Annotated in this window: 23 protein-coding genes and 2 pseudogenes; 9 read left to right on the top strand and 16 right to left on the bottom strand. The window is 65.5% G+C overall.

Going from position 1 to position 24,003, the window contains the following annotated elements:
* Nucleotides 1-340: 340 nt before the first annotated feature.
* From GC088_RS05600 to GC088_RS05570, 7 genes are read right to left on the bottom strand one after another with little or no spacing between them, the layout of a single operon-like run.
* Entirely contained in the window at nucleotides 341-1,156 is an 816-nt protein-coding gene (locus tag GC088_RS05600) for an HpcH/HpaI aldolase/citrate lyase family protein (RefSeq protein ID WP_323961229.1), read from the bottom strand.
* Nucleotides 1,149-1,664 (bottom strand): MaoC family dehydratase, encoded by a 516-nt coding sequence (locus tag GC088_RS05595; protein WP_323961228.1) that lies wholly within the window; start codon nucleotides 1,662-1,664, stop codon nucleotides 1,149-1,151. The genes GC088_RS05600 and GC088_RS05595 overlap by 8 nt, the downstream gene beginning before the upstream one ends.
* Nucleotides 1,654-2,310, bottom strand: coding sequence for a CoA transferase subunit B (locus GC088_RS05590; protein ID WP_323961225.1), 657 nt, complete (start codon nucleotides 2,308-2,310; stop codon nucleotides 1,654-1,656). Before GC088_RS05590 ends, GC088_RS05595 begins: the two co-directional genes overlap by 11 nt.
* 2 nt (nucleotides 2,311-2,312) lie before the next feature.
* Complete coding sequence (locus GC088_RS05585) at nucleotides 2,313-3,095, bottom strand: CoA transferase subunit A (protein ID WP_323961224.1); 783 nt, start codon at nucleotides 3,093-3,095, stop codon at nucleotides 2,313-2,315.
* Nucleotides 3,096-3,143: 48 nt separating this feature from the next.
* Nucleotides 3,144-4,304 carry an acyl-CoA dehydrogenase family protein gene (locus GC088_RS05580; protein ID WP_323961223.1) on the bottom strand — a complete coding sequence of 387 codons (1,161 nt, stop codon included), beginning with the start codon at nucleotides 4,302-4,304 and terminating at the stop codon, nucleotides 3,144-3,146.
* Nucleotides 4,301-6,415, bottom strand: coding sequence for an ATP-binding protein (locus GC088_RS05575; RefSeq protein ID WP_323961221.1), 2,115 nt, complete (start codon nucleotides 6,413-6,415; stop codon nucleotides 4,301-4,303). The genes GC088_RS05580 and GC088_RS05575 overlap by 4 nt, the downstream gene beginning before the upstream one ends.
* Before the next feature lie 5 nt (nucleotides 6,416-6,420).
* A complete protein-coding gene (locus GC088_RS05570; RefSeq protein WP_323961219.1) occupies nucleotides 6,421-8,025 on the bottom strand; it encodes a carboxyl transferase domain-containing protein in 1,605 nt (534 codons plus the stop codon).
* Between the two features lie 131 nt (nucleotides 8,026-8,156).
* Here GC088_RS05570 and GC088_RS05565 point away from each other — a divergent pair, with 131 nt between their 5' ends.
* Nucleotides 8,157-8,804: an SACE_7040 family transcriptional regulator gene (locus GC088_RS05565; RefSeq protein ID WP_323961218.1), complete on the top strand. Its 648-nt coding sequence runs from the start codon at nucleotides 8,157-8,159 to the stop codon at nucleotides 8,802-8,804.
* A gap of 84 nt (nucleotides 8,805-8,888) precedes the next feature.
* A complete protein-coding gene (locus tag GC088_RS05560; RefSeq protein WP_323961216.1) occupies nucleotides 8,889-9,356 on the top strand; it encodes a GNAT family N-acetyltransferase in 468 nt (155 codons plus the stop codon).
* 10 nt (nucleotides 9,357-9,366) lie between these two features.
* Here the strand turns inward: GC088_RS05560 and GC088_RS05555 are convergent, their stop codons facing one another.
* The 3 genes and pseudogenes from GC088_RS05555 to pdhA all read right to left on the bottom strand — a co-directional run bounded on the left by GC088_RS05555 (nucleotide 9,367) and on the right by pdhA (nucleotide 12,903).
* A complete protein-coding gene (locus GC088_RS05555; protein ID WP_323961214.1) occupies nucleotides 9,367-10,758 on the bottom strand; it encodes a dihydrolipoamide acetyltransferase family protein in 1,392 nt (463 codons plus the stop codon).
* An 8-nt stretch (nucleotides 10,759-10,766) separates the two neighbouring features.
* Nucleotides 10,767-11,782, bottom strand: a pseudogene (locus GC088_RS05550) (alpha-ketoacid dehydrogenase subunit beta).
* On the bottom strand, nucleotides 11,782-12,903 hold the full coding sequence (pdhA, locus tag GC088_RS05545; RefSeq protein ID WP_323961212.1) for a pyruvate dehydrogenase (acetyl-transferring) E1 component subunit alpha: 1,122 nt from the start codon (nucleotides 12,901-12,903) through the stop codon (nucleotides 11,782-11,784). Before pdhA ends, GC088_RS05550 begins: the two are co-directional and overlap by 1 nt.
* A gap of 204 nt (nucleotides 12,904-13,107) precedes the next feature.
* On the opposite strand from pdhA, the gene GC088_RS05540 reads away from it, so the two are divergent.
* The 3 genes from GC088_RS05540 to GC088_RS05530 all read left to right on the top strand — a co-directional run bounded on the left by GC088_RS05540 (nucleotide 13,108) and on the right by GC088_RS05530 (nucleotide 14,706).
* Nucleotides 13,108-13,578: an Lrp/AsnC family transcriptional regulator gene (locus GC088_RS05540; RefSeq protein ID WP_323961210.1), complete on the top strand. Its 471-nt coding sequence runs from the start codon at nucleotides 13,108-13,110 to the stop codon at nucleotides 13,576-13,578.
* A 137-nt stretch (nucleotides 13,579-13,715) separates the two neighbouring features.
* Nucleotides 13,716-14,138 (top strand): DUF4383 domain-containing protein, encoded by a 423-nt coding sequence (locus GC088_RS05535; protein WP_323961208.1) that lies wholly within the window; start codon nucleotides 13,716-13,718, stop codon nucleotides 14,136-14,138.
* A 1-nt stretch (nucleotide 14,139) separates the two neighbouring features.
* Nucleotides 14,140-14,706, top strand: coding sequence for a hypothetical protein (locus GC088_RS05530; protein ID WP_323961206.1), 567 nt, complete (start codon nucleotides 14,140-14,142; stop codon nucleotides 14,704-14,706).
* 115 nt (nucleotides 14,707-14,821) lie between these two features.
* Here GC088_RS05530 and GC088_RS05525 read toward each other — a convergent pair whose 3' ends face one another.
* Nucleotides 14,822-16,438 (bottom strand): monocarboxylic acid transporter, encoded by a 1,617-nt coding sequence (locus GC088_RS05525; protein WP_323961205.1) that lies wholly within the window; start codon nucleotides 16,436-16,438, stop codon nucleotides 14,822-14,824.
* Entirely contained in the window at nucleotides 16,438-16,830 is a 393-nt protein-coding gene (locus GC088_RS05520) for a DUF485 domain-containing protein (RefSeq protein WP_323961203.1), read from the bottom strand. Before GC088_RS05520 ends, GC088_RS05525 begins: the two co-directional genes overlap by 1 nt.
* A 170-nt stretch (nucleotides 16,831-17,000) precedes the next feature.
* Here GC088_RS05520 and GC088_RS05515 point away from each other — a divergent pair, with 170 nt between their 5' ends.
* The 4 genes from GC088_RS05515 to GC088_RS05500 are packed head-to-tail and all read left to right on the top strand — an operon-like array spanning nucleotide 17,001 to nucleotide 20,809.
* The gene (locus GC088_RS05515) at nucleotides 17,001-18,194 is read left to right on the top strand and encodes a sensor histidine kinase (protein ID WP_323961201.1); all 1,194 of its coding nucleotides are present in this window, start codon (nucleotides 17,001-17,003) and stop codon (nucleotides 18,192-18,194) included.
* 39 nt (nucleotides 18,195-18,233) lie between these two features.
* A complete protein-coding gene (locus tag GC088_RS05510) occupies nucleotides 18,234-18,953 on the top strand; it encodes a LytR/AlgR family response regulator transcription factor (RefSeq protein WP_323961200.1) in 720 nt (239 codons plus the stop codon).
* A gap of 3 nt (nucleotides 18,954-18,956) precedes the next feature.
* Entirely contained in the window at nucleotides 18,957-19,337 is a 381-nt protein-coding gene (locus tag GC088_RS05505; protein WP_323961198.1) for a DUF485 domain-containing protein, read from the top strand.
* An 11-nt stretch (nucleotides 19,338-19,348) separates the two neighbouring features.
* Nucleotides 19,349-20,809, top strand: coding sequence for a sodium/solute symporter (locus GC088_RS05500; protein WP_323961956.1), 1,461 nt, complete (start codon nucleotides 19,349-19,351; stop codon nucleotides 20,807-20,809).
* Nucleotides 20,810-20,875: 66 nt separating this feature from the next.
* Here GC088_RS05500 and GC088_RS05495 read toward each other — a convergent pair.
* From GC088_RS05495 to pyrH, 4 genes and pseudogenes are all read right to left on the bottom strand, one after another.
* Nucleotides 20,876-21,453, bottom strand: a pseudogene (locus GC088_RS05495) (DivIVA domain-containing protein).
* Between the two features lie 95 nt (nucleotides 21,454-21,548).
* Nucleotides 21,549-22,547 (bottom strand): phosphatidate cytidylyltransferase, encoded by a 999-nt coding sequence (locus GC088_RS05490; RefSeq protein WP_323961196.1) that lies wholly within the window; start codon nucleotides 22,545-22,547, stop codon nucleotides 21,549-21,551.
* Entirely contained in the window at nucleotides 22,547-23,104 is a 558-nt protein-coding gene (gene frr / locus GC088_RS05485) for a ribosome recycling factor (RefSeq protein ID WP_323961194.1), read from the bottom strand. Before frr ends, GC088_RS05490 begins: the two co-directional genes overlap by 1 nt.
* Before the next feature lie 117 nt (nucleotides 23,105-23,221).
* Entirely contained in the window at nucleotides 23,222-23,959 is a 738-nt protein-coding gene (pyrH, locus tag GC088_RS05480) for a UMP kinase (RefSeq protein WP_323961193.1), read from the bottom strand.
* Nucleotides 23,960-24,003: the final 44 nt, after the last annotated feature.

Raw genomic sequence — 24,003 nt, 5'->3', positions numbered from 1 at the left:
ATGACGCGGCGGTAGTCGGCGTTTCCCCTCGTCGCCGTGTCGATGGAGAACGCGTTGGGCTTCAATCCGTTATCGGTGATGTCCATGACCGCATTCTGTAGTATTCCCCAACGGTCACCAAAGCCTTTAACTCGGTCAGGGTGTGGTGGATATCGCGGCTACCGCGAAACGAAGCCTGCGCGAGAAAGCTGCCCTGCTATCTCCTCGTGCCACATTGTGGTCATGGCTGGTGCGAATCAGTTCGGACTGTTCGCGATCTCGCCATTCGATGCTGCAAGCGTGTCCAAATGCTACGCGATGCGGCGTAGACGAAGTAGCGCACCCTCTCAGCACAACGTCCTCAGCGCTGGTGCGCCGCCCGGCGCAGGGTCTGCTCGGCGTGCCTCAGGATCGGGCCATCCACCATCTTGCCCCGGAACGTGAACACGCCCCCGTGGTGCTGGGCTTCGGCAAGCAGATCGCGGGCAAACTGCTCCTCCTCAGCCGAGGGCCGGTACGCCGCACGAATCGCCTCCACCTGGCTGGGATGGATACAGGCCTTCATGCTGAAACCGGATGCAACGGCGTCACGGGCCTCGTCCGCCAGCCCGTCAAGGTCCGGGATATTGACGTAGACGGCATCAACGGCCTGCTTGCCGGCGGCAGCCGCAGCCAGCAGCACCGTTGAGCGGGCATGCCGCGCGATGTCGCGGTAGCCGCCGTCGTCCTTCCTGCTGGCCGTCCCCCCAAGCGAGGCCACCAGGTCCTCAGCACCCCACATGAGCGCGACGACGTTGGGCTCCCCCGCAAGCTCACTCGCCTTCAGCACACCGCGCGCCGTCTCACACAGCGCAATCACCCGGAATCCGCTGATCGCCCACAGGTCCTCGCCGCCCTCAGCCTTCGCCAGCATGATGGTGCGGTAGTTCGTCTCGTGCAGCGCCTGGAGGTCTTGAGCGAAATCATGCGTCTGCGCCGGGTTGACGCGAACGATCGTCCTCGCCGGATCAAGCGGGTTGGCGATCAACGCCTCCCTTGCCGCTGCCTTGTTCTCGGGCGCCACTGCGTCCTCAAGGTCCAGGATGACGGCGTCGGACCGGTCTGCGGCTTTCGCGTAGCGTTCAGGCCGGTCCGCGGGGCAGAAGAGCAGAGCCGGCCCCATGGCGAAGTCAGTCATGGACGCCCTTGCCCTCTCCGTGTGCCTGTTTGGTCCACATCAGCACGGTCCGGCTGACCAGTGCCACGACGTCACCGTCCTGGTTGCGCCCGGTGTGCTTCATGGTGACCAGGCCCTGCCCGGGACGGGACTCGGACAGCCGCTTGCCGGTGATCTCGGTGTCCGTGTAGAGCGTGTCACCGTGGAACACCGGTTTGGGGAAGGACACATCGGTCAGCCCAAGCTGCGCAACAATCGTTCCCTGCGTGAGCTGGCTAACGGACTGCCCGACGACGGTGGCAAGGGTGAGCATGGAGTTCACCAGCCGCTGCCCGAAGGGCTGCGCGCCGCTCCAGGCCGCATCCAGGTGCAGCGCCTGGGTGTTCATGGTCATCGTGGTGAACAGCACGTTGTCCGCTTCGGTGATCGTCCGCCCGGGACGGTGCGAGTACACCACTCCGACATCCAGTTCGTCGTAGTACAGCCCGCGCTGCACCACGGTCCGCGGCACCTGCCCGTCAGCTTTCATCGAGCTCCACCTCAAGCGGTGCTCCAGTCGCTGCGATGACCTCTTCCACGGTCACGCCCGGCGCGGTCTCGCGCAGAACCAGGGTGCCGCCGTTGCGTTCGTGGTCCACATCGATGACAGCGAGGTCGGTGATGATGCGGTCGACACAGCCCTTGCCGGTGAGCGGGAGCGAACACTCCTTAACGATCTTCGGGTTTGAATTACGGTCCATGTGCTCCATCATGACGATCAGCCGCTTGGCGCCGAATACAAGGTCCATCGCACCGCCCATGCCCTTGACCATCTTGCCGGGAATCATCCAGTTGGCCAGATCCCCGTTCGCCGCGACCTCCATTGCACCCAGCACGGCCAGGTCGACGTGGCCGCCACGGACCATGCCGAAGGAGGACGCGGAGTCGAAAAACGCCGCTCCCTTGTTGACGGTGACGGTCTCCTTGCCTGCGTTGATCAGGTCGGGGTCCAGCCGTTCCTCGGTGGGATAGGGCCCGACGCCGAGAATCCCGTTCTCCGAGTGCAGCACCACTTCGACGCCGTCGGGGATGTAGTTGGGAATGAGCGTGGGCATCCCGATTCCGAGATTGACGTACTGCCCGTTCTCCAGTTCCTGGGCCACCCGCGCGGCCAGTTCGTTACGTGTCAGCGCCATGACTAGAGCTCCTTCCCCTGGCTGGACGGTTCGGCGGTAAGAGAGACCGTGCGTTTCTCAATCCGCTTCTCTGTGTTCGGTGTATGCACCACCCGCTGCACGAAGATGCCCGGCGTGTGGATGTGCTCCGGGTCCAGCTCGCCCGGTTCGACCAGTTCCTCCACCTCGGCGATGGTGATCCTGCCTGCCTGCGCACACAGGGGGTTGAAGTTCATGGCAGTGGCGTGGAAGACGAGATTCCCGTGGCGGTCGCCCTTCCACGCGTGCACCAGCGCGAAGTCCGGGGAAACGGACTCCTCAAGGACGTAGTCCTGGCCATTGAACTCCCGTACTTCCTTGGCGGCGGACGCGATGGCGACGTTGCCGGCGTCGTCGTACTTCTGCGGCAGCCCGCCCTCGCTCACCTGCGTCCCGACGCCGGCAGTCGTGTAGAAGGCGGGAATGCCCGCCCCGCCGGCACGCAGCTTCTCGGCCAGCGTTCCCTGCGGTGTGAGCACAACCTCGAGCTCGCCGGCCAGGTACTGGCGGGCGAACTCCTTGTTCTCGCCCACATAGGAACTGATCGTGCGCCGGATCCGGTGGTCGTCCAGGAGCCTTCCGAGCCCCCAGCCGTCCACCCCGCAGTTGTTGCTGATGGTCTCGAGATCCGTGGTGCCCTGCTCGTGAAGCGCATCGATCAGCGCAACCGGGATGCCGCACAGTCCAAAACCGCCGACGGCGAGCGAAGCGCCGTCCGGAATGTCCGCCACGGCCTCGGCTGCAGAGGCGACGACCTTGTCTATCACTGCTTCTCCTTTACTTGTTCCAAACGATGCGCTGCACCGACTCGATGCTCAGAGCCCCAGTTCACGGGCGATGAGCATCAACTGCACTTCTGTGGTTCCCTCCCCGATCTCAAGGATCTTGGAGTCACGATAATGGCGGGATACCGTGAATTCATTGATGAAGCCATACCCGCCGAACACCTGGGTGGCATCGCGGGCGTTGTCCATGGCGGCCTCGCCTGCGACCAGCTTAGCGATGGAGGCCTGCGTCTTGAACGGCTTGCCCGCGAGCATCCGCGCCGCGGCGTCGTAGTAGGCCAGGCGCGCGGTGTGGGCCCTCGCCTGCATGCGGGCGATCTTGAACTGGATGGATTGGTAGGCGCCAATGTTGCTGCCGAAGGCCTGCCGCTCCTTCGCATAGCGGATGGACTGTTCAACGCAGCCCTGCGCCGCACCGACTGCGAGCGCTGCGATCGCGATCCGGCCCTCGTCGAGAATCTGCAGGAAGTTCGCGTAGCCCCGGCCGCGGGCGCCGAGCAGGTTTGCTTCCGGAACACGGACGTCCTTCAGGGTGAGCGGATGCGTGTCGGACGCGTTCCAGCCCACCTTGTTGTACGGCCTCTCAGCGGTGAACCCCACCGTGTCCGTGGGAACGAGGATGGTGGAGATTTCCTTCTTCACCGTCCCGTCCGGAGCCGTTGTGGTGTCCGTGACCGCGGTGACCGTAACCAGCCGGGAAATGTCCGTGCCGGAGTTGGTGATGAATTCCTTGGTCCCGTTGATCACCCACTGACCGTCCACCAGCCGCGCCGTGGTCTTGGTGCCGGAGGCGTCCGAGCCCGCCTCGGATTCGGTCAGCCCGAACCCGGCGAGCGCCTCACCGCTGGTGAGCATGGGCAGCCACTCGCGTTTCTGCTCCTCGGTCCCAAACCGGTAGATCGGCATGGCGCCGAGCGACACCCCTGCCTCGAGCGTGATCGCAACTGACTGGTCCACCCGCGCGAGCTGCTCCAGCGCCAGGCACAGGGCGAAATAGTCTCCGCCCATGCCCCCGTACTCCTCCGGGAAGGGCAGCCCGAAGAGTCCCATCTGGCCCATCTGCTTGATGACCTCGTACGGGAAGCTGTGTTCGGCGTCGTGCTTGGCGGAGACGGGAGCGACGACCTCGTCGGCGAATTCCCGCACGGTGTCCACGAGGTCCTGGTATTCCTCGCTTAGTTCGAAATTCATGGTGTGGGAGCTTTCTCTTCTGCTGGGATGGATTCGGCGTCAGGATCTTCTGTGCCGGACGGTGGATCGGGGTGGATGCGGGCGACAACCTGGTTGGCGGAGACCAGATCGCCGGGGCTGAGACTGATGTTGACTGTGCCGTCGACGGCGGCCCGAAGCTGGTGTTCCATCTTCATCGCCTCGACACTGAGCAGGACCTGCCCCTCGGACACCCGGTCACCGTCTGCCACACTGACGGTGATCACGGTGCCGGGCATGGGCGAGCGCAACTCGGGATCCGCGGATCCTTCCGCACGGGCGATCTGCGCAAGCTGCCGTTGCAGCACCTCGTCCCGCGGCAGCATGCGCACCGGCGCGGCCCATCCATCGTCGGCGAGCCAGACGGTAGGCCCGCCTGCCGCCGCTTCCGCGCGGATGAACCGGGTTGTCAGGCTCACCCCGTCGACGACGGCGGTGCCCGCGCCTCCCGCGGCCCCGTCGCCGGGAGCGGCGGGGATCCACTGAACCCGGTACTGCGTGCCGCCGACCTGGACAGTGCTTCCCGCGCCGTCGTGCACGATAACGAGCTCCCTCACTGAGGAGCCGTCGTCCAACTGCACAGGAATGCCGGCAGGAGCACCGCCCATCCGCCAGCCGTCGCGCCGCAACCAGGGCGAGCCGCTGCCCTGGTGCGGCTCGGAAACCAGGTCCACCAGCACGACGGCGGCGGCCGCCAACTCAGCCTCCGTCGCCGTGCGGAAGGACAGGGCCGGCAGTTTGCGTTCGATCAGGGTGGTGTCGAGCCTGCCGGTGCGGACGTCGTCGTCGTTGATGAGCAGGCGCAGGTATTCGACATTGGTGCGAAGCCCGGCGATCCGGGTGTCCGCAAGCGCACGGTCCAGGCGGTCCAGCGCCTCCGCGCGGGTGGGAGCCCAGGCAATCACTTTCGACAACATCGGGTCGTAGGTCAGTGAGATGGTCAGCCCGGGCAGCAGCGAGCTGTCCACCCGGATCCCCTCCCCCTCCGGTTCGGCAAGGCTCTCAACGGTCCCTGCGGACGGAAGGAACCCCGCCGCGGCGTCCTCCGCGTAGACCCGCGCCTCCACCGCGTGGCCGGTGAGCACGACGTCGTCCTGCGCCAGGGAAAGCTTCTCGCCAGAGGCGATGCGCACCTGCTCCTCGACAAGGTCGACGCCGGTCACTAGCTCCGTGACCGGGTGCTCCACCTGCAGGCGGGTATTCATCTCCATGAAGAAGAACTCATCCGGTGCCTCATCGGACACTAGGAACTCGACCGTTCCCGCGCCGACATAGTCCACGCTGCGGGCTGCATTGCAGGCTGCCGCCCCGATCCGCCCACGGGTTGCAGCGTCCAGCAGGGGCGAGGGCGCCTCCTCGATGACCTTCTGATGCCGCCGCTGCAGCGAGCACTCCCGCTCGCCGAGGTGGATTACGTTCCCGTAAGAGTCGGCCAGCACCTGGACCTCGATGTGCCGCGGGGTGCGAACCAGCCGTTCGAGGAACAGGGTGTCATCACCGAAGGCGGACGCCGCGACCCGTCGCGCGGTCTGCAGCGCACCAGGAAGGTCCTCGGGCCGCTCGACTGCGTGCATGCCCTTTCCGCCACCGCCCGCGGAGGGTTTGATCAATAGCGGATAGCCAACCTGGGGCGCCGCGGCGATCAGGTCCTCGTCGGTGAGTCCGGGCTCGGCGATCCCCGGCACCACCGGAACGCCGAAGCCGGCAACGTGGTTCTTCGAGCGGATCTTGTCGCCCATGACGGTCAGCGCTTTGACGCCCGGACCGATGAACGCGATGCCGGCGCCCTCCAAAGCCCTGGCGAAGGCCTGGTTTTCGCTCAGGAAGCCGTAGCCCGGGTGCACAGCCTGGGCACCGCTTCTCCGGCAGGCGTCGATGATGGCATCGATGTCCAGGTAGCTCCGCGTGGGTGTGGCCGGTCCAATCCGGACCGCGGTGTCCGCCTCGCGCACGTGGCGGGCACCGGTGTCGGCGTCGCTGTAGACGGCGACGGAGCGGATGCCCATGGCGCGGAGGGTCCGGATCACGCGGCACGCGATTTCGCCGCGATTGGCGACGAGCACGGTGCTGAAGGCCGTTGGTTGTGTGGGCATTCCATTCACATCCTGAAGAGTCCGAAGGAGGTGTCGGGCAACGGTGCGTTCGCGCACACGTCGAGGGCGAGCCCAAGCACCCGGCGGGTATCGGCGGGGTCGATGATCCCGTCGTCCCACAGGCGCGCCGTCGAGTAGTAGGGGCTTCCCTGCGCATCGTACTGTTCCCGGATGGGGGCTTTGAAGGCCTCCTCGTCGGACGCGCTCCACTCCTCGCCGCGGGCCTCGAGCTGATCGCGCTTGACCGTGCTCAGTACGGAAGCGGCCTGGTTCCCGCCCATGACCGAGATCCGGCTGGCCGGCCACATCCACAGGAAGCGCGGCGAGTAGGCCCGGCCGCACATTGAATAGTTCCCTGCGCCGAAGGAACCGCCGACGACGACGGTCAGCTTGGGCACGCGGCAGGTCGCCACCGCGGTCACCATCTTTGCCCCGTGCTTGGCGATTCCGCCCGCCTCGTAGTCCCGTCCCACCATGAAGCCGGAAATGTTCTGCAGGAAAATCAGGGGGATGCCGCGCTGGTCGCAGAGCTCGATGAAGTGCGCGCCCTTCATCGCCGACTCAGCGAAGAGCACTCCGTTGTTCGCGACTATGCCCACCCGGTGTCCGTGCAGGGTGGCGAATCCTGTGACGAGGGTGGTGCCGTACTCCTTCTTGAACTCGTGGAAGCGGCTGCCATCGACGATGCGGGCGATGATTTCCCGGACGTCGTAGGGCGCGTTCACGTCCAGCGGTACGGCGCCGTAGAGCGTGGCCGGGTCCACGGCGGGCTCTTCGAAGGGGCTCGGGGTCCAGGCCCACTCTGGAACGGGCAGGGTCGAGACGATATCGCGCACAATCTCGAGCGCATGCTGGTCGTTCTCGGCAAGGTGGTCGACGACGCCGGACGTGCGGGCGTGGACGTCACCGCCGCCAAGCTCCTCCGCCGTGACGATCTCACCGATGGCTGCCTTCACGAGTGGCGGGCCTCCGAGGAAGATGGTGCCCTGGTTCCGGACGATGACGGTCTCGTCGCTCATGGCCGGCACATATGCCCCTCCAGCGGTGCACGAGCCCATCACGGCCGCGATCTGTGGGATCTTCCGGGCAGACATGGTCGCCTGGTTGTAAAAAATGCGGCCGAAGTGCTCCCGGTCCGGAAACACTTCGTCCTGCTTGGGCAGGAACGCCCCGCCGGAGTCCACGAGGTAGATGCACGGGAGGTTGTTCTCGAGCGCGATCTCCTGGGCGCGCAAGTGTTTCTTCACGGTCATCGGGTAGTAGGTGCCGCCCTTGACCGTGGCGTCATTGCAGATAACCAGGACCTGCCGGGAGTGAACCAGACCGATGCCGGCGATGACTCCGGCACCCGGGCTCTCGTCGTCGTACATACCGTTCGCCGCAAGGGGCGCGATCTCCAGGAAGGGGCTGCCGGGATCCAGCAGGTGATCGATCCGGTCGCGCGGCAGGAGCTTCCCGCGGGCCACGTGGCGTTCGCGGGATGATTCCGGGCCCCCGAGCGCCGTCTTCGCGAGGCGGTCGCGAAGCTCCTCGGCGAGCGCGCGCTGCCCGGCCTCGTTCTGCCGGAACGCGTCGCTGCCCGGATCGACCTGCGAAGCGAGGGTCTCCATTGACGTCCCTTCCAAAGAAGCGCGAAGCGCCACTCAGTTAGCGCCTATTAACTCAAATTAGGTTATTAGCTATTAACCGAGCTGTCCACCAGAATGGAGGCAGCCCTGTCCTTTCATTCGTGACTCCCTTCATGACTTCCCTGATTCCTTCCCCGAAAGGCGGCATGGACGCTCCCGCACCCTCCCGGATGACCGGACGCAGTCTGGCGAAGGCCTCCCGCCGCGCAGCGCTGCTGGACGCTGCGGCGCAGCTGTTCGCCGAGCGCGGCTATAACGGAGTGTCAATCGAGGACCTCGGGGCAGCAGCGGGAGTGAGTGGGCCGGCGGTCTACCGGCACTTCAGCGGCAAGCCTGCGGTACTGGCGGCGCTGTTGGCCGGCGTCAGCTCGGATCTGCTGGACGGCGGACGCGCCGTTGTGGCCGAATCCCCCACCCCGGACCATGCCCTGCGAGGGCTGATCGAATTTCAGGTGGACTTCGCCCTGCGCAACGCCAACGTCATCCGCGTCCAGGACCGGGACCTCAGTTCACTGGCGGAGGAGGACCAGGAGACTGTGCGTTCGCTGCAGCGCAGCTACGTGGAGGTCTGGGTGGACGTGCTGGCCGACCGAACACCTGACTCATCAAGGACACAGCTGCGCCGAAAGGCGCATGCGGCGTTCGGGCTGATCAACTCAACTCCCCACACGACGCACCGTCGCCGCAGCAGCCGGGACACCGCCGAGCTGCGCCAACTACTCGAGGACATGGCGTGGGCCGCCCTGAATGTCGAAGCATGAAGTAATCCGCGTCACGCCCCTAGTAGGCTGAAGGCAAGCCAGCTATTCCGCCGAAAACCTGTACCACCTACCTGAAAGCTTCCAGTGATCACGCTACGCGCCGTTGAACCCGCCGACCTGAACGAGTTCTTTTCCCACCAACTCGATCCCAGCGCCAACCACATGGCAGCCTTCAGCGCCAAGAACCCGTCCGACCGCGGCGTTTTTGACCACCACTGGCAGAACATCCTGAATGACCCGACCATCACGGTGCGCACCATCGTGGCCGACGGCGACGTCGTCGGAAGCATCCTGGCCTACCGCGATGGCGGCATCCCGGAGATCAGCTACTGGATCGACAAGGCACGGTGGGGACAGGGAATTACGACGGCGGCGGTGGGCCTCTTCCTTGAAGAGTTCACCGAGCGGCCGCTGCGGGCGCGCGCCGTGGCGGACAATACGAATTCGATCCGCATTCTTGAGCGCTACGGGTTCAAGCAGATTGGTGAGACACAGGGCTTCGCGAACGCCCGCGGCGCGGTGGTTCGCGAACTCATCCTCGAACTGAGCTGATTTCCGGGCACTACACCATTGTCAGCACCATGCCGGGGTCCGACAGGATGGTGCCGACATCGGCAAGGAAGCGTGAGCCCTGCTCGCCGTCAACCAGGCGGTGGTCAAAGGAGAGGCTGAGGGTCATCACCTGGCGCAGGGCAATCTGGTCCTGATGCTCCCACGGCATCTTGCGCACCGCTCCCATGGCAAGTATTGCCGCCTCTCCCGGATTGAGGATCGGGGTTCCGGCGTCTATGCCGAATACGCCAACGTTGGTGATCGAAATGGTCCCGCCGGTCAGGTCTGCAGGGCTCGTCTTGCCCGCACGTGCGGTATCTGTGAGATTCTTCAGCGCGTCCGCAAGCTCGGCAAGACTGAGCTCCTGGGCGTCCTTGATGTTCGGCACCATCAGCCCGCGTGGAGTAGCGGCCGCGATACCCAGATTCACGTAGGTGTACTGGACGATCTCCTGGGCGGCGTCATCCCAGTGCGAGTTCAGTGTCGGGTTGCGGTCGAGGGCGATGCACAGGGCCTTGGCCACCAGTGCCAACGGTGTCAGGCGCACTTCCGCGAATGGCCGGGTGGACCTGATGCGGGCGAGCAGTTCCATCGACTCGGTCACGTCCACGGTCAGGAACTCGGTGACGTGCGGGGCTGTGAAAGCACTGGCGACCATGGCAGCGGCAGTGTGCTTGCGGACGCCCTTGATAGGCGTGCGGATCTTCCGCTCCGCTTGTGGACGGGACGCGGACGACGCCGGCCCGGCGCCAACGACCTCGTCGCCGGCTTTGGTCTGTGCAGCCAGCACATCCTCACGGGTGATGAGCCCGCCCGGGCCGGTGCCCGTCAGCTGGGCGAGGTCCACTCCGGAGTCGCGGGCAAGCTTGCGCACCGGCGGCGTCGAGCGGGGGCGTTCGGCAGGCTGCGCGGGCTCGGCCGCGGCCGGCTGCGCGGAAGCGGCAGCGACGACCGGCTTCGCCGGCTCGGCTACGCGTGGCGAAGCCTCCGCCGGCACGGGCCTGCGGCGGCGGGTGGGTCTGCCGGTCTTCTCTACCGCCGCCCCGTAGCCCACCAGGTTCGGCTCGCGTTTGGCCGGCGCCGCGCCGTCGTCGTCGGTTGCCTCTACTGCTGTCGGCTCGGACGGCGGAATCTGGCCGGCTGCAGTGTCCTGGCTGTCGGGGCTCGGAACATCGAAGGAGACGATGGGCGAACCCACCTCAACCACGGTGCCGGGCTGTTCGTGCAGCGCGGCGATCCTGCCGGCGTAGGGCGAGGGCAGCTCGACAACCGCCTTGGCGGTTTCGACATCGGCAATCACCTGGTTCAGTTCCACGGTGTCCCCGACGGCGACGTGCCAGGCGACGATTTCCGATTCGGTCAGCCCTTCGCCGAGGTCGGGCAGCCGGAATTCCTTGATCACCGGTGACACTATCCTTCCAGTCCGCCGTGCGGGTTCAGTGAGTTGGGCCGTCCCAGTGCCCGGTCGACGCCGTCGAGGATCCGGTCCAGGTCGGGCAGGTGGTGGAACTCCAGCTTCGAGTACGGGTACGGGATGTCGAAACCGGTGACCCGCACGGGTGCATGTTCCAGGTGGTAGAAGCATCGCTCGGTGATGCTAGCGGCGATTTCAGCCCCCAGACCGCCCGACTGTGCGGCCTCGTGGGTGATGACCAGGCGCCCGGTCTTACGGACGGACCGCTCCACGGTGGCGTAGTCGATGGGTGCCAGCGAGCGCAGGTCGATAACCTCCACCGACACGCCTTCGTCGGAAGCGGCGATCGCGGCATCGCGCGCGGTCGGCACCAGCGGGCCGTACGTCACGAGCGTGACATCGCTGCCCTCGGTGACGACGCGGGCGTCCCCCATGCTCGAGGCGGTGATATCGACACCCTCATCCACCTCGCCCTTGACGTGGTAGCGGCGCTTCGGTTCGAAGAACAGGACCGGGTCGTCGCTGGCAATCGCCTGCTGGATTACTACATAGGCATCCTGCGGGTTGGAGACACTGACTACCCTCAGTCCGGAGGTGTGGGTGAAGTAGGCCTCGGGCGATTCGGAGTGGTGCTCGGGGAGCCGATACCGCCTCCAAACGGAACGCGGATGGTCAGCGGCACCTTTACCTTGCCCTGTGTCCGGTAGTGGAGTTTGGCGACCTGGCACACGATCTGGTCGAACGCCGGGTAGATGAAACCGTCGAACTGGATCTCGACGACGGGACGGTAGCCGCGGTAAGCCAAGCCGACGGCGGTGCCCATGATGCCGGACTCGGCCAATGGCGTATCCATCACCCGGTGGCGCCCGAAGTCCTTTTGCAGGCCGTCGGTGATGCGGAAGACGCCTCCCAGCTTGCCGATGTCCTCCCCCATCAGCACAACTTTCGGGTCGTTTTCCATGGCCTTGCGCAGGCCCGCGTTGATGGCGCGGCCAAACGTCATGGTGGACATCAGCGGCTCCCTTCGCTTGAGGATTCCGATGCGTTCAGGAACGCGAGGTACCGCTCGTAGTGGTCCTGCTGGCGTTCCAGCCAGGAGTTCGGCTCGCTGTACACGTGCTTGAAGACGTCCAGTGCGGCCGGCTCCGGCATGGAGACGCACCCCTCGCGCAGGCGGGCGGCAACGTCGTCGGCCTTTGCCTTGACCGCGTCACTCACCTCTGCGGGCAGCAAGCCGCCGGCATCAAGCAAGGCTGCGAGCCGTGCGATGGGATCCCGCGCAGCCCAGTCCTCGAGCTCATTCGGGTCGCGGTAGCGGGTGGGATCATCTGCCGTGGTGTGCGGGCCCATCCGGTAGGTTACGGCCTCGATGAAGGTAGGGCCGCCGCCGGTACGGGCACGGTCCAGCGCCTCCCGTGTTACCGCAAGGCACGCGAGGACATCGTTCCCGTCGACGCGGACGGAAGGGATCCCGAAACCGGGCGGGCGGTTGGCGATGGGCACGTGGGCCTGCAGTCCCACCGGCTCGGAGATAGCCCAGTGGTTGTTCTGGCAGAAGAAGATCACTGGAGCCTGGAAGCTGGCGGCGAAGACCATGGCCTCGTTGACGTCGCCCTGGCTGGTGGCACCGTCGCCGAAGTAGGTGACCGCGGCGGAGTCCGCGCCGTCATTCAGGATTCCCATCGCGTAGCCCGTGGCGTGAAGGGTCTGGGCACCGATGATGACCTGCGGAGTAGCCATGTTGATGGAATAGGGGTCCCAGCCGGAGGACGCGTTGCCACGCCAGACGCGAAGCACCTCGGTCAAATCCACGCCGCGGCAGTAGGCCACACCGTTCTCGCGATAACTGGAGAACACGAAATCGTCCTCGCGCAGTGCGCGCCCTGAGCCCACCTGCGCGGCTTCCTGACCGAGCAGCGGCGGCCAGAGCGCCAGTTCACCCTGGCGCTGCAGGGCAGTGGCCTCGGCGTCGATGCGGCGGACAACCACCATGTCCTCGTAGAGGGCCTGCAGACCGGCGCCGTCGATGTCCGAGACCCAGCGATCGTAGGGGCTTTCCCGGCGTTCGCCGCCCGGCCCGATGAGCTGCACAAGCCCTTCGGTTCCTCCAGCCGTACTGTCGTTCAGATGCACGTTCACCCGTCCTTCTCCAGCCAGCTTCGGCGTTCTCCGCAGGTGTCCGCGGTCCGCGCCGTCAGCTGGCACCACGTGCCGGGGCACCCTTGCCCGAGGCCTAATGTGACCATACTCACGTCTGCCACACGGTACAACTGAGCTTCGATTTTCTGAGCAAAGTGCTTCATTCCTGCGATCCGCACCGTGCTAACGTTGCGCATTATGCAGCCCCTCGATGCCACCGATACCCGGCTCCTGCTGGCGCTGGCCCGCGATTCCCGACGCACCGTCGTCGCCCTCGCCCAGAAGCTTGGGCTGTCCCGCAATACAGTCCAGGCACGCATGGCCCGGCTCGAAAAGAACTCCGTCTTCCTCTCCTTTGAGCGGCGCATCAGTCCGACGGCATTGGGCTACCCCCTGACTGCGTTCATCCACGTCCATGTGGACCAGCGCAAGCTCGCTTCCATCACCCGCAAGCTCGCCGACATCCCGGAAGTCCTCGAAGCGCATGGTCTCACCGGTCAGGCGGACATCCTGGTCCGGGTCGTGTCCGTCGACGCCGAGGATCTGTTCCGTATCAACGGCAAGATCCTCGCGTGCGACGGAGTGGAACGCTGCGACACCTCCCTCGCGATGCACGAGCTGATTCCCTACCGGGTCGAGCCCCTACTCGAACGCGGATCCGAGGAGTAATCAGCGCTGCGGGCAATCCGGAAGCGGCGCAACGCCGAATTGAGGGCAAGGCTCCACGTTGGAGCACTCCCGGACGCGTTGCAGCCGGGAGTCAGACAAGGCCCGGTCAACACAAGGCCCGATTGAAAGGCATCATCATGCGCACTTCTCCCAACCGACTGCTGGCAACCGTGTTCGGCGCCGTCTACCTGCTGGTCGGTATCCTCGGCTTTTTCGTTACCTCCGGCGTCGGCTTTTTCGACACCGAGGGCAGCACGCTCATCATTTTCGAGGTCAACCCGCTCCACAACATCATCCACCTGGCCATCGGCGCCGCCCTGCTGCTGGCAGGCCTGAACTCGGTGAGCGCCGCCAAGGGCGTCAACATCACCGTGGGCGCCGTCTACCTGCTGGTGGGTGTGCTCGGGCTGTTCCTGGTGGGAACGTCGCTGAATATCATCGCCCTCAACGGCGCCGATAACGTACTGCACCTCGCCAGCGCAGTCCTCCTGCTCGGTGTCGGCCTGTCTCAGGACAAGGCCGTCTCCACCTCCGGCGCCGCCCGCACCTACACCGCCTAAGGTGCTGAACGGGCAGGAGGCGGGAACGCTGAGGCTGTTCGCTGCCTTCACAGCACTCGGTGCCGGGCTGACGTTCTTCGCGCTCTCAGCCAACGCCCTGCTGGCGGGCTACGCCCTCCTGCTGCCCGTCGGCATTGCGGCGTCGACCTGGGCGGCGGCCCACACCCTCTGGGGTCTGCTGGTACTGAGGGGCCGCGCCCGGCCGGGACGGGTGGAGAGCCGATTCGTGCGGCTGGTGTCGCGCGCGCTGCCGGTGGTCGCCGCCGTCGTTCTTGGGGCAGTGGTGTGGACTGCATTACTGGCACCCGCAGACACCCGCCGTGTGGATCTAACGCTGGTGTCCGCACTTGTGCTCCTCCTGCTGCAGCTGGGCTGCCAGGGTGCGCTTCGCCGCAGGCCTGTGCAGCCCGCGCCCCCTCCGGGCAGACTGCTGGCCGGCCTCTTCCTGTCGGCTTTGCTGGTTGCGGGGGTGACGACGCCGGGGCTGGCCGCCTCCACAGCGGGTGACAGTGCGGTGCCGCACGGCGAGCACACGCTGCTTCCGGTCCCCTCGAAGCACGGCCACTAAACCGTTGTGCCGGCAGCTCCCTGAGGCATAAGGCACGTGAAAGGGACCGGAATCGTGATGATTCCGGTCCCTTTCTTCGCTGCGGTGTTCCCTTACGGGACTGCAGGCAGGCAGCCTAGTGGTTCACTGCCTTTTCCGCGCCGACGCCGGTGAGGGAGCGGACCTCCATTTCGGCCTGCTTCTGCGCGTCCTCGGTGCGCTTGGCCAGGACCGTGCCCAGCCAGCCGAGGAAGAAGGCCAGCGGGATGGAGACGATTCCCGGGTTGCTCAGCGGGAACCAGGCGAAGTCCGCCGTCTGGATCATGGACTTCTCCCCGCCGGAGACAACGGGCGAGAACGTGATCAGCACGATCGCCGCCGCCAGTCCGCCATACATGCTCCACAGGGCGCCCTGGGTGTTGAAGCGCTTCCAGAACAGCGAGTAGATGATGGTGGGAAGGTTGGCGCTCGCGGCCACCGCGAAAGCCAGTGCAACCAGGAACGCAACGTTCTGTCCCTGGGCACCGATGCCGCCGATGATGGACAGCACGCCGATTACGACGACGGTGCGCCGGGCCACCTTCACCTCGCCATCCGGGTCCACCTTGCCCCGACGGACAACGTTGGCGTAGATGTCGTGGGCGAAGGACGCGGCAGCGGTGATGGTCAGGCCCGCGACCACGGCGAGGATCGTGGCGAAAGCGACCGCCGAGATGATGCCCAGCAGCAGCGGACCGCCCAGTTCGAAGGCCAGAAGCGGCGCTGCGGAGTTCACCCCACCCGGCGCACTGTTGATGCGGTCGGCGCCGATGAGCGCCCCGGCACCGTAGCCGAGGACAAGCGTGAACAGATAGAACGCACCGATGAGCCAGATGGCCCACACCACCGAGCGGCGTGCTTCTTTGGCGGTGGGAACGGTGTAGAAGCGCATCAGGACGTGCGGAAGCGCGGCGGTTCCGAGCACCAGTGCGAGCGCAAGCGATACGAAGTCCAGTCGGGTGGTGCCGGTGGCTCCGTACTGCAGGCCCGGTCCGGTGATTGCAGGGTTGCCGGCGGTTTCCACCGCTGCTCCCAGCAGCGTGGAGAGGTTGAAGCCGTGGATAGCCAGTACCCAGACAGTCATGATGAAGGCGCCCACGATCAGGAGGAACGCCTTGATGATCTGTACCCAGGTGGTGCCCTTCATTCCGCCCACCAGCACGTAGAGGATCATCAGCGCACCCACCACCGAGATCACCAGCGACTGTCCGAGGCGGTCATCGATGCCGAGGAGCAGTGAGACCAGGCCGCCCGCGCCTGCCATCTGCGCAAGCAGGTAGAAGAAGCACACCGCGAGGGTGGTGATGGCTGCAGCGATGCGGACCGGCCGCTGCTGAAGACGGAAGGACAGCACGTCGGCCATGGTGAACTTGCCTGTGTTCCGTAACAGTTCGGCGACGAGGAGCAGTGCCACGAGCCAGGCGACAAGGAACCCGATCGAGTACAGGAAGCCGTCGTAGCCATTGATAGCGATTGCGCCGACGATGCCGAGGAAGGAAGCGGCCGACAGGTAGTCACCGGCGATTGCGGTGCCGTTCTGCGGGCCGGTGAACGAGCGGCCTGCTGCGTAGTAGTCGGCCGCGGTCTTGTTGTTCCGGCTGGCCCGAAGGACGATCACCAGGGTGATCGCGACGAAAAGCCCGAAAATGGTCATGTTCAGCCAGGGCTCGCCGACCGTCGTCGTTTCGACGGTCTGCATGGGCAGGTGCTGCATTATTTGGTGCCCTTCTCATCGTGGGCTTCGGAGTGGAAGACCTCCGGATTCTGTTCCTCAAGGTCATTGCGCAGGTCCTCAGCGAGGGGATCCAGCCGCTTGTTGGCGTAGCTGACGTACCACATGGTGATTCCGAAGGTGCTGACGAACTGCAGCAGTCCCAGGATCAGGCCGATGTTGATGTTTCCGAACACCGGTGTGCTCATGAACTCGTGGGCATAGTCGGCCAGCAGGACGTACAGGAAGTACCAGAGCAGGAAGGCTGCTGCCATCGGAAAGACGAAGCTGCGGTGGCGCTTCCTCAACTCTTGGAACTGCGGCCTTTCCTGGACTTCGGTGAAGTCCACCGGGACCGCGGGCGGGGCGCCGCTTGCGGACGGGTCGGAACCCATTGAAACCTCCTCGTTAGGGACCTCCGCGCCGGTTTCGGCCGCGTCCAGCGGCAGCAGGCGGGAGTGTGACTCCCATCACTCTCCGTGACTCCTGTATCCGCGGCCAAGGACTTCAAGGCACCTGTCGCCCAACGGACGCCGGAATGCGGTGAACGGCTACCCTTGAACCCATGCTCAGCCCCGCCGTCGACGTCGCCCTTATCGGCGCCGTCGTCGTCATCACTCTCGCGGTGGTGGCGGTACTGGGGTTCAGGATGTCGCGCTCGCACCGTGACCTTGGGTCCGACGCCGACCGGGCCACCTACGCCACGCTCCACACCGTAGCCCTCGCATCGGAACATCTCAGAAGCGGCCTGACGCCGGCGGGAGCCTCGCGCGCAAGCCGCCACCTGCGTGGGCTGCTGCGTTGCCAGGCCCTGCTCATCACGGACGCGAGCGGCATCCTCGCCTGGGACGGGACGCAAGGACCTCCCGCCAATATCCTGCAGCTTGCCCAGGAGGTGCTGGCTAGCGGACGCACGCAAATCTTCCGGCGGCCCCGGCTCGCCGCGATCGGCCTTGAAGACGACCGCATGGCGGAAGCGGTCATTGCTCCCATCACCGTCAACGGGCGGGTAGTGGGAACCGTGGGCGCGTTCGCCTCCTCAGTCAGCGCGGGGCTGGTCCGGGCCACCAATGAGGTCGGCGGATGGATAGCCACACAGGTGGAGCTGGCCGAACTGGACTCCTCACGCACCCAGCTCATGGAAGCCGAAGTACGCGCCCTGCGTGCACAAATCAGCCCGCACTTCATCTACAACTCACTGAATGCAATCGCTTCCTTCATCAACACCGACCCGGAGCGCGCCCGCGAGCTGGTTGTGGAATTCGCAGACTTCACCCGCTATTCGTTCCGCCGCCACGGAGACTTCACCACCGTCGCCGAAGAGCTGAAGGCAATAGACCGGTACCTCCTGCTCGAGCGCGCCCGATTCGGCGACCGTTTGAAGGTCAGCCTCCGGATCGGGCCTGAGGTACTCAGCACGGTCATCCCCTTCCTGAGCCTGCAGCCGCTCGTCGAGAATGCCGTCCGTCACGGCCTGGACTCCAGCACGGGCACGGGAAACATCACGATCACCGCGCACGACGCCGGTGCCTACGCCGAGGTCACGGTGGAGGACGACGGCGTGGGCATGGACCCCGAGCGGCTCCGCGCAGTTCTCGCCGGCCACGTCGACGGCGTCCATGTCGGCCTGCGCAATGTGGACTCCCGGCTCAGGCAGGTGTACGGCGACAAGCACGGGCTCATCATCGACACCGCGCCCGGCGCCGGCACCCTCATTACGCTGCGCATACCGAAATCCCAGCCCGATCACCAGGCCTGAACGAACGAGAGGACTGCGGCCACGGCGTAGGCTGGGAACATGGTCAACGTGGTCATCGTCGACGATGAACTTCCGGCGCTCGCCGAACTGGAATTCCTGCTCTCCCGGGATTCCCGCGTCTCCACCATCCACCGGGCCTCAAGCGGAGCGGAAGCGCTCAAGATCCTGCAGTCCCACCCCGTAGACGCCCTGTTCCTCGACATCCATATGCCCGCCGTGTCAGGGCTGGAGATCGCACGGGTCATCTCGCGCTTCAGCAGGCCTCCCGCCGTCGTCTTCGTCACCGCCGATGAGGACCGCGCCCTCGAGGCATTCGAACTCCGGGCCATTGATTACCTGCTCAAGCCGGTGCGCGCGGAGCGCTTGCGGGAGTCCGTGCGTCGCATCTGCGAACTGATGGAGGACGGCGCGGCAACGCCTGAAGTCATCACCGTGGACCAGGGCGGCATCAGCAGGATGATCCGTCGGGACGAAATCCGGTACGTACAGGCACAGGGTGACTACGCCCGCCTGCACACGGCAGAAGCAAGCTACCTTATCCGGATTCCCCTGAACGACCTGGAGCGCCAGTGGGCGGAAGCAGGCTTCCTGCGAACGCACCGCTCCTACCTGGTGGCGATGAACCAGGTCACCCAGGTCAAACTGGGAGCCGGGCGCGCGAGCGTCCTCGTCGGTGACGCCGAACTGCCCGTCAGTCGCCGCCACCTGTCCGAGATTCGCGGCAAGCTTGAGGCGACCCGCCTCCGGCCACGGCAGTAGCGCATGGCAGAGCCCGCCCAAAAACCGGCCCGCGTCCGGGTAACGGCACCTCAGTCATCCACCCGCCCCGCCGCTTCCTATCCGGTTACCCGTGAGCTGGCGGAGCACTCCGACGTCGGCGAACTGTTCCTGCGCTCGCTCATCCGTTCGCAGTTCAGGCTTGCAGCCGTGGTGGCGTCCGGCTTCCTGGTCATTCTCGTGGGGATTCCCGTGCTGTTCGCGGTGTTCCCCATCATCAACACGTGGACGATCGGGACTGTCCCTGTTCCGTGGCTGCTGCTCGGACTGGGAATCTATCCGCTGGTAATCGCCTGCGGCGTGCTGTACATCCGCAGCGCGAACCGGAACGAGCAGCGTTTCCGGGACCTGGTGAACGAGGAGTGAATTTCCCCGAGCTGAGCCCGGTGGTCGGGTATGTGTCCCTCGTACTCGTTGCGCTCTCAACCGTCCTGATCGGTATCTACGGACTGCGGATCTCCCGGACCACCGGAGATTTCTATGTCGCCAGCCGTACCGTCCGGCCCTGGTGGAACGCCTCGGCTATCGGGGGCGAATACCTATCCGCCGCCAGCTTCCTCGGCGTAGCCGGACTGATCCTGCTCTCCGGCGTGGACGCGTTATGGTTTCCGATCGGCTACACGGCGGGCTACCTGATGCTGCTCCTGTTCGTCGCCGCTCCCCTGCGCCGATCGGGTGCCTACACAATCCCCGACTTCGCCGAGGCCCGCCTCGACTCCCAGGCAGTCCGGCGGGTTACCAGCCTGCTGGTAATCGCGGTGGGTTGGCTCTACATCGTTCCCCAGCTGCACGGGGCAGCCCTCACCGTGCGGATCACCACAGGGCTGCCGTCGTGGGTGGGCTCGGTCGCCGTCGTCGTAGTAGTGTGCCTGAGCGTGATCACGGGCGGGATGCGGTCGATCACCTTCGTCCAGGCGTTCCAGTACTGGCTGAAGCTCACTGCGCTCGCGGTTCCGGTGGCCTTCGTCCTGATCAAGCTCGCCGGCAGCGGCGAGTCGCCCACCGACGGCGGTGCCGTCTTCAGTGCCGATCTCAACGCGACGGCCGGCGCCTCGCTCTACCAGAGCATCTCCCTGGTCATTGCTCTGCTGTTCGGGACCCTGGGCCTTCCGCACGTGCTCGTGCGGTTCTACACCAACCCGGACGGAAGTTCCGCCCGCAGGACCACGCTGATCGTGCTGGGGCTGCTGTCCGTGTTCTACCTCTTCCCCACCGTGTATGGGATCCTGGGACGCACCTACACGCCCGAACTGGCGGTAGAGGGCGCAGCGGATGCCACCGTGCTGCTCCTGCCGAGCAGGATTTTCGACGGCGTTACCGGGGATATCCTCTCGGCCTTCGTCACCGCCGGAGCGTTCGCGGCGTTCCTGTCCACCTCGAGCGGGTTGGTGGTCTCACTCGCCGGCGTGGTCAGCCAGGACTTCTTCCGAGCCAGCGTGCCGGGCTTCCGCTGGGCCGCCGTCGTCTCCGCCCTTATTCCCCTGGGGTTCGCGCTCCTGACCGATACCCTTGCCCTGGCGGGCAGCGTGAGCATGGTTTTCGCCTTCACGGCCTCCACCATCTGTCCGCTGCTGGTTCTGGGGATCTGGTGGCGCGGGCTCACCGACGCCGGGGCGATTGCCGGGATGCTCGCAGGGGCCTGCCTTTGCGGTGGTTCCATCCTTCTGGCCTCGGCACTTGGCACGGGGAGCGCGCCGCAGTGGCTGCAGTGGCCGGCGCTCTGGACGGTTCCGGCAGCGTTCGCGGTGACCATAGCGGTATCCCGGGCAACGGCGCGTCGCCTGCCCAAGAACGTCGCGCGGGTGCTGGCCCGGCTGCACACTCCGGAAGCCGCCTGAGTCTCTCTTTTGGCTCCCGATTAGCTCCCGATTGGCTCCCGAACGCACGCGTCCGCGAGGGGAAGGTCAGTCGATGGCGGCCATCAGCTCGACCACCCGGTCGAGGAAGGCGTCCACCTGGGTTTCCTCGTATCCGTCCTGCCCCTGGCCTCGCGGAATACGGCTCGACGGACCACGTCCACACTGAGCGGCCGGTCATTCTCGAAGTAGCCCAGCAGTTCGTTGCACAGTGCGTCGACGTCCTCAACGCTGTAGCTCGTCGCGTTCTTACGGGTCGGGCGCCGGAAACGCTCACCCGGCGGCCGGTGCAGCCGTCCGCGCAGGACCGCGGAGATTCGGCCGATCTGCATGAGCCACGCCTGCTCCCCCTTCGAGGCGATCAGTGCATCACGCTCCCGCTGGGCGAAGACGTCCTCCAGACGGTCCAGGGCGGCGTCCACTGCACGCGGTTCGTATCCGCCGCGTGCAGGGTCAAAGGCCATGGTGCGGACATCCGAACTGGTTACCGGCTCGCCGTCGCTGCCGTCGGAGTTGTAGAAGGTACGCGCCCTGGTCAGGAACTTGTCTACCTGACGTGCGTTGTAGCCGTATTCGCGCCGGCTCACGCGGGCAAACGGCGAACTGCCGTGGCGTACTCCATCCATTCTCGGGTGTTCTCTTTCTCCGTCGCGATGCATGATGCACCGGGTAGCAGGGGCGGCACCGTCGGCATCTTCGGCTTCGTCCGGCGAAGCGCTGCCTAAAAGGTTCCGGGTACCAATGTAACGGACAGCAGGAACGCGACCGGTGCAGCGAAAACAATGGAGTCCAGCCGGTCCATTACGCCGCCGTGCCCGGGCAGGATGCTGCTCATGTCCTTGACCCCGAGTTCGCGCTTGATCATCGACTCAGCCAGGTCACCGGCCGTGGACGCTGCCACCACTGCGACAGCAAAGCAGATACCTACCCACCATGGCGCCTCGAGAAGGAAAACCACGGCAAGCACGCCGATGATCATCGCTCCGCCCACTGAACCGGCGAATCCCTCCCAGGATTTCTTTGGGCTGATCCGCGGGGCCATCGCATGTTTGCCGAACGTTGCCCCTACCAGGTAGCCGAAGGTGTCGTTGGCCACGACCAGCAGGAGCATGGTTGCCAGCTTCAGCGAACCTGCCGGCTCCTGCAGCAGCAGCATCGCGAAGCTCAACAGGAACGGCACCCACAACAGGACAAACGTGCCCGCCATGATGCTCCGTGCGGCATCCGGAGCCGGGTCAAGGCTGCGCCAGAGCGCCAGTGCCGTCACGGAAACAACGACGGCGAACGCCAGCGCCTCCGGACCGCCCAGGTAGGCAGCGAACGGCATGGCGACGGCGGCGGCAACCGCTGGAACCACCGGCACGTGCAACCTGCGGACCTCCAGGGCGCGTGCCACTTCCCAGACGCCCACCACGCCGAAGATCGTCGCGAGGGCCACGAAGGCAATGGGCAGGAACAGCATGCCCACCAACAGCGAGATCAGCAGCGCCAGCCCCACACCGATCGCAGCCGGAAGATTGCGCCCGGCCCGCGAGGCCTCCCCCGATTTTGTTTGCGGTTCGCGGCGTTTGAAGAGGCTGCGGCGGCGCTCCTTCTCGGCGGTACGACGTGCACGCCTGCCCGGAAGCGCGCCGCTGGGCGACGGGCCGGCCGCCGCCCCGTGTGCAGTCTCAGCGGCAGGCGTGCGGCCAGCCTCGGTCGAAGGCTGGGAGTCGCTCATCAGACCTCGAGCAGCTCGGTTTCCTTGCGCTTCAGCATCTCGTCAATGGTGTCAGTGTGGGACTTGGTCCGGGCGTCCAGATCCTTCTCCGCCCTTGCTCCCTCGTCCTCGCCGGCGTCGCCGTCCTTGACCGCCTTGTCGATGCCGTCCTTGGCCTTGCGGCGGATGTTCCGGATCTGGATCTTGGCGTCCTCAGCCTTGCCGCGCACGAGCTTCACGTATTCCTTGCGGCGTTCCTGCGTAAGCTCCGGCAGTACAACCCGGATGACGTTCCCGTCGTTCGACGGGTTGGCGCCGAGGTCGGAGTCGCGCAGGGCCTTCTCGATCTCGTTGAGCGCGGACCGGTCGAACGGCGTGATCAGCAGGGTGCGTGCCTCAGGGTTCTGGAATGACGCGAGCTGCTGCAGCGGCGTCGGGGAACCGTAGTAATTGACTACAACCTTGGAGAACAGCGACGGGTTGGCGCGTCCGGTCCGTACGGTTGCGAAGTCTTCCTTCGCTGCCTCGACCGCGCGGTCCATCCGCTCACTGGCGTCTGACAAAGTCTCTTCAATCACGATTTCTCCTTTGGTACGAAATCCGCTGCTTCCAAGCGTCCGATTCAGTTGATAATCCTAGTTCACACGGTGCGGCTCCGCTGGGACCGCAACCTCCGCGCAAGGTTGAGCCGGGCTCTAGGCGCTGACGATGGTGCCGATCCGCTCACCCATGATGGCGCGAGTGACGTTGCCCTCGCCCTCCATGCCGAACACCACCATGGAAAGGTTGTTGTCCTTGCACATGGTCATCGCGGTCTGATCCATCACGCGGATGTCCTGGCGGAGCGCGTCGTCGTAAGAGAGGGTCTCCAGTTTCAGGGCGGTGGGGTCCTTGTGGGGATCGGCAGTGTAGACACCGTCAACACCACTCTTGGCCATGAGTACGACGTCGGCGCGTACTTCCAGCGCACGCTGGGCCGCGACGGTGTCGGTGGAGAAGTAGGGCAGGCCGGCTCCGGCACCGAAAATAACTACCCTGCCCTTTTCAAGGTGCCGGATGGCGCGCCTGGGGATGTAGGCCTCGGCGACCTGGCCCATGGTGATTGCGCTCTGGACACGCGTCTCAACGCCCGCCTGCTCAAGGAAGTCCTGAAGTGCGAGGCAGTTCATCACCGTGCCAAGCATGCCCATGTAGTCGGCCCGGGAGCGGTCCATTCCGCTCTGCGACAGCTCAGCTCCACGGAAGAAGTTTCCGCCGCCCACCACGATGGCGACCTCAACCTCGCCGATGGTCGCGGCTATTTGCTTGGCGATCCCACGCACCATTTCCGGGTCGACGCCCAGCTTGCCCCCACCGAAGACCTCGCCCGAAAGCTTCAACAGGACGCGCCGCTTGGGGGACCCGCTGTAGTCAGCCTTATCGTATTTCTCCATGATGCCTCCCGGGCTGATCGCGCCTGCGTATCGATTGAATGTGA

Source organism: Arthrobacter sp. JZ12 (assembly GCF_035189165.1).
In the GTDB taxonomy this organism is placed as follows: Bacteria; Actinomycetota; Actinomycetes; order Actinomycetales; family Micrococcaceae; genus Arthrobacter_D.
This window is presented reverse-complemented; position numbering and strand designations above follow the sequence as displayed.

Excerpts from the sequence above, each read along its gene's own strand:
- GC088_RS05590 (WP_323961225.1), bottom strand. The coding sequence starts at position 2,310 with ATGGCGCTGACACGTAACGAACTGGCCGCGCGGGTGGCCCAGGAACTG.
- GC088_RS05595 (WP_323961228.1), bottom strand. The coding sequence starts at position 1,664 with ATGAAAGCTGACGGGCAGGTGCCGCGGACCGTGGTGCAGCGCGGGCTG.
- GC088_RS05600 (WP_323961229.1), bottom strand. The coding sequence starts at position 1,156 with ATGACTGACTTCGCCATGGGGCCGGCTCTGCTCTTCTGCCCCGCGGAC.
- GC088_RS05520 (WP_323961203.1), bottom strand. The coding sequence starts at position 16,830 with ATGGGTTCCGACCCGTCCGCAAGCGGCGCCCCGCCCGCGGTCCCGGTG.
- pyrH (WP_323961193.1), bottom strand. The coding sequence starts at position 23,959 with ATGGAGAAATACGATAAGGCTGACTACAGCGGGTCCCCCAAGCGGCGC.
- GC088_RS05490 (WP_323961196.1), bottom strand. The coding sequence starts at position 22,547 with ATGAGCGACTCCCAGCCTTCGACCGAGGCTGGCCGCACGCCTGCCGCT.
- GC088_RS05510 (WP_323961200.1), top strand. The coding sequence starts at position 18,234 with ATGGTCAACGTGGTCATCGTCGACGATGAACTTCCGGCGCTCGCCGAA.
- GC088_RS05540 (WP_323961210.1), top strand. The coding sequence starts at position 13,108 with ATGCAGCCCCTCGATGCCACCGATACCCGGCTCCTGCTGGCGCTGGCC.
- GC088_RS05515 (WP_323961201.1), top strand. The coding sequence starts at position 17,001 with ATGCTCAGCCCCGCCGTCGACGTCGCCCTTATCGGCGCCGTCGTCGTC.
- GC088_RS05525 (WP_323961205.1), bottom strand. The coding sequence starts at position 16,438 with ATGCAGCACCTGCCCATGCAGACCGTCGAAACGACGACGGTCGGCGAG.
- GC088_RS05535 (WP_323961208.1), top strand. The coding sequence starts at position 13,716 with ATGCGCACTTCTCCCAACCGACTGCTGGCAACCGTGTTCGGCGCCGTC.
- GC088_RS05570 (WP_323961219.1), bottom strand. The coding sequence starts at position 8,025 with ATGGAGACCCTCGCTTCGCAGGTCGATCCGGGCAGCGACGCGTTCCGG.
- GC088_RS05575 (WP_323961221.1), bottom strand. The coding sequence starts at position 6,415 with ATGCCCACACAACCAACGGCCTTCAGCACCGTGCTCGTCGCCAATCGC.
- GC088_RS05565 (WP_323961218.1), top strand. The coding sequence starts at position 8,157 with ATGACTTCCCTGATTCCTTCCCCGAAAGGCGGCATGGACGCTCCCGCA.
- GC088_RS05505 (WP_323961198.1), top strand. The coding sequence starts at position 18,957 with ATGGCAGAGCCCGCCCAAAAACCGGCCCGCGTCCGGGTAACGGCACCT.
- GC088_RS05580 (WP_323961223.1), bottom strand. The coding sequence starts at position 4,304 with ATGAATTTCGAACTAAGCGAGGAATACCAGGACCTCGTGGACACCGTG.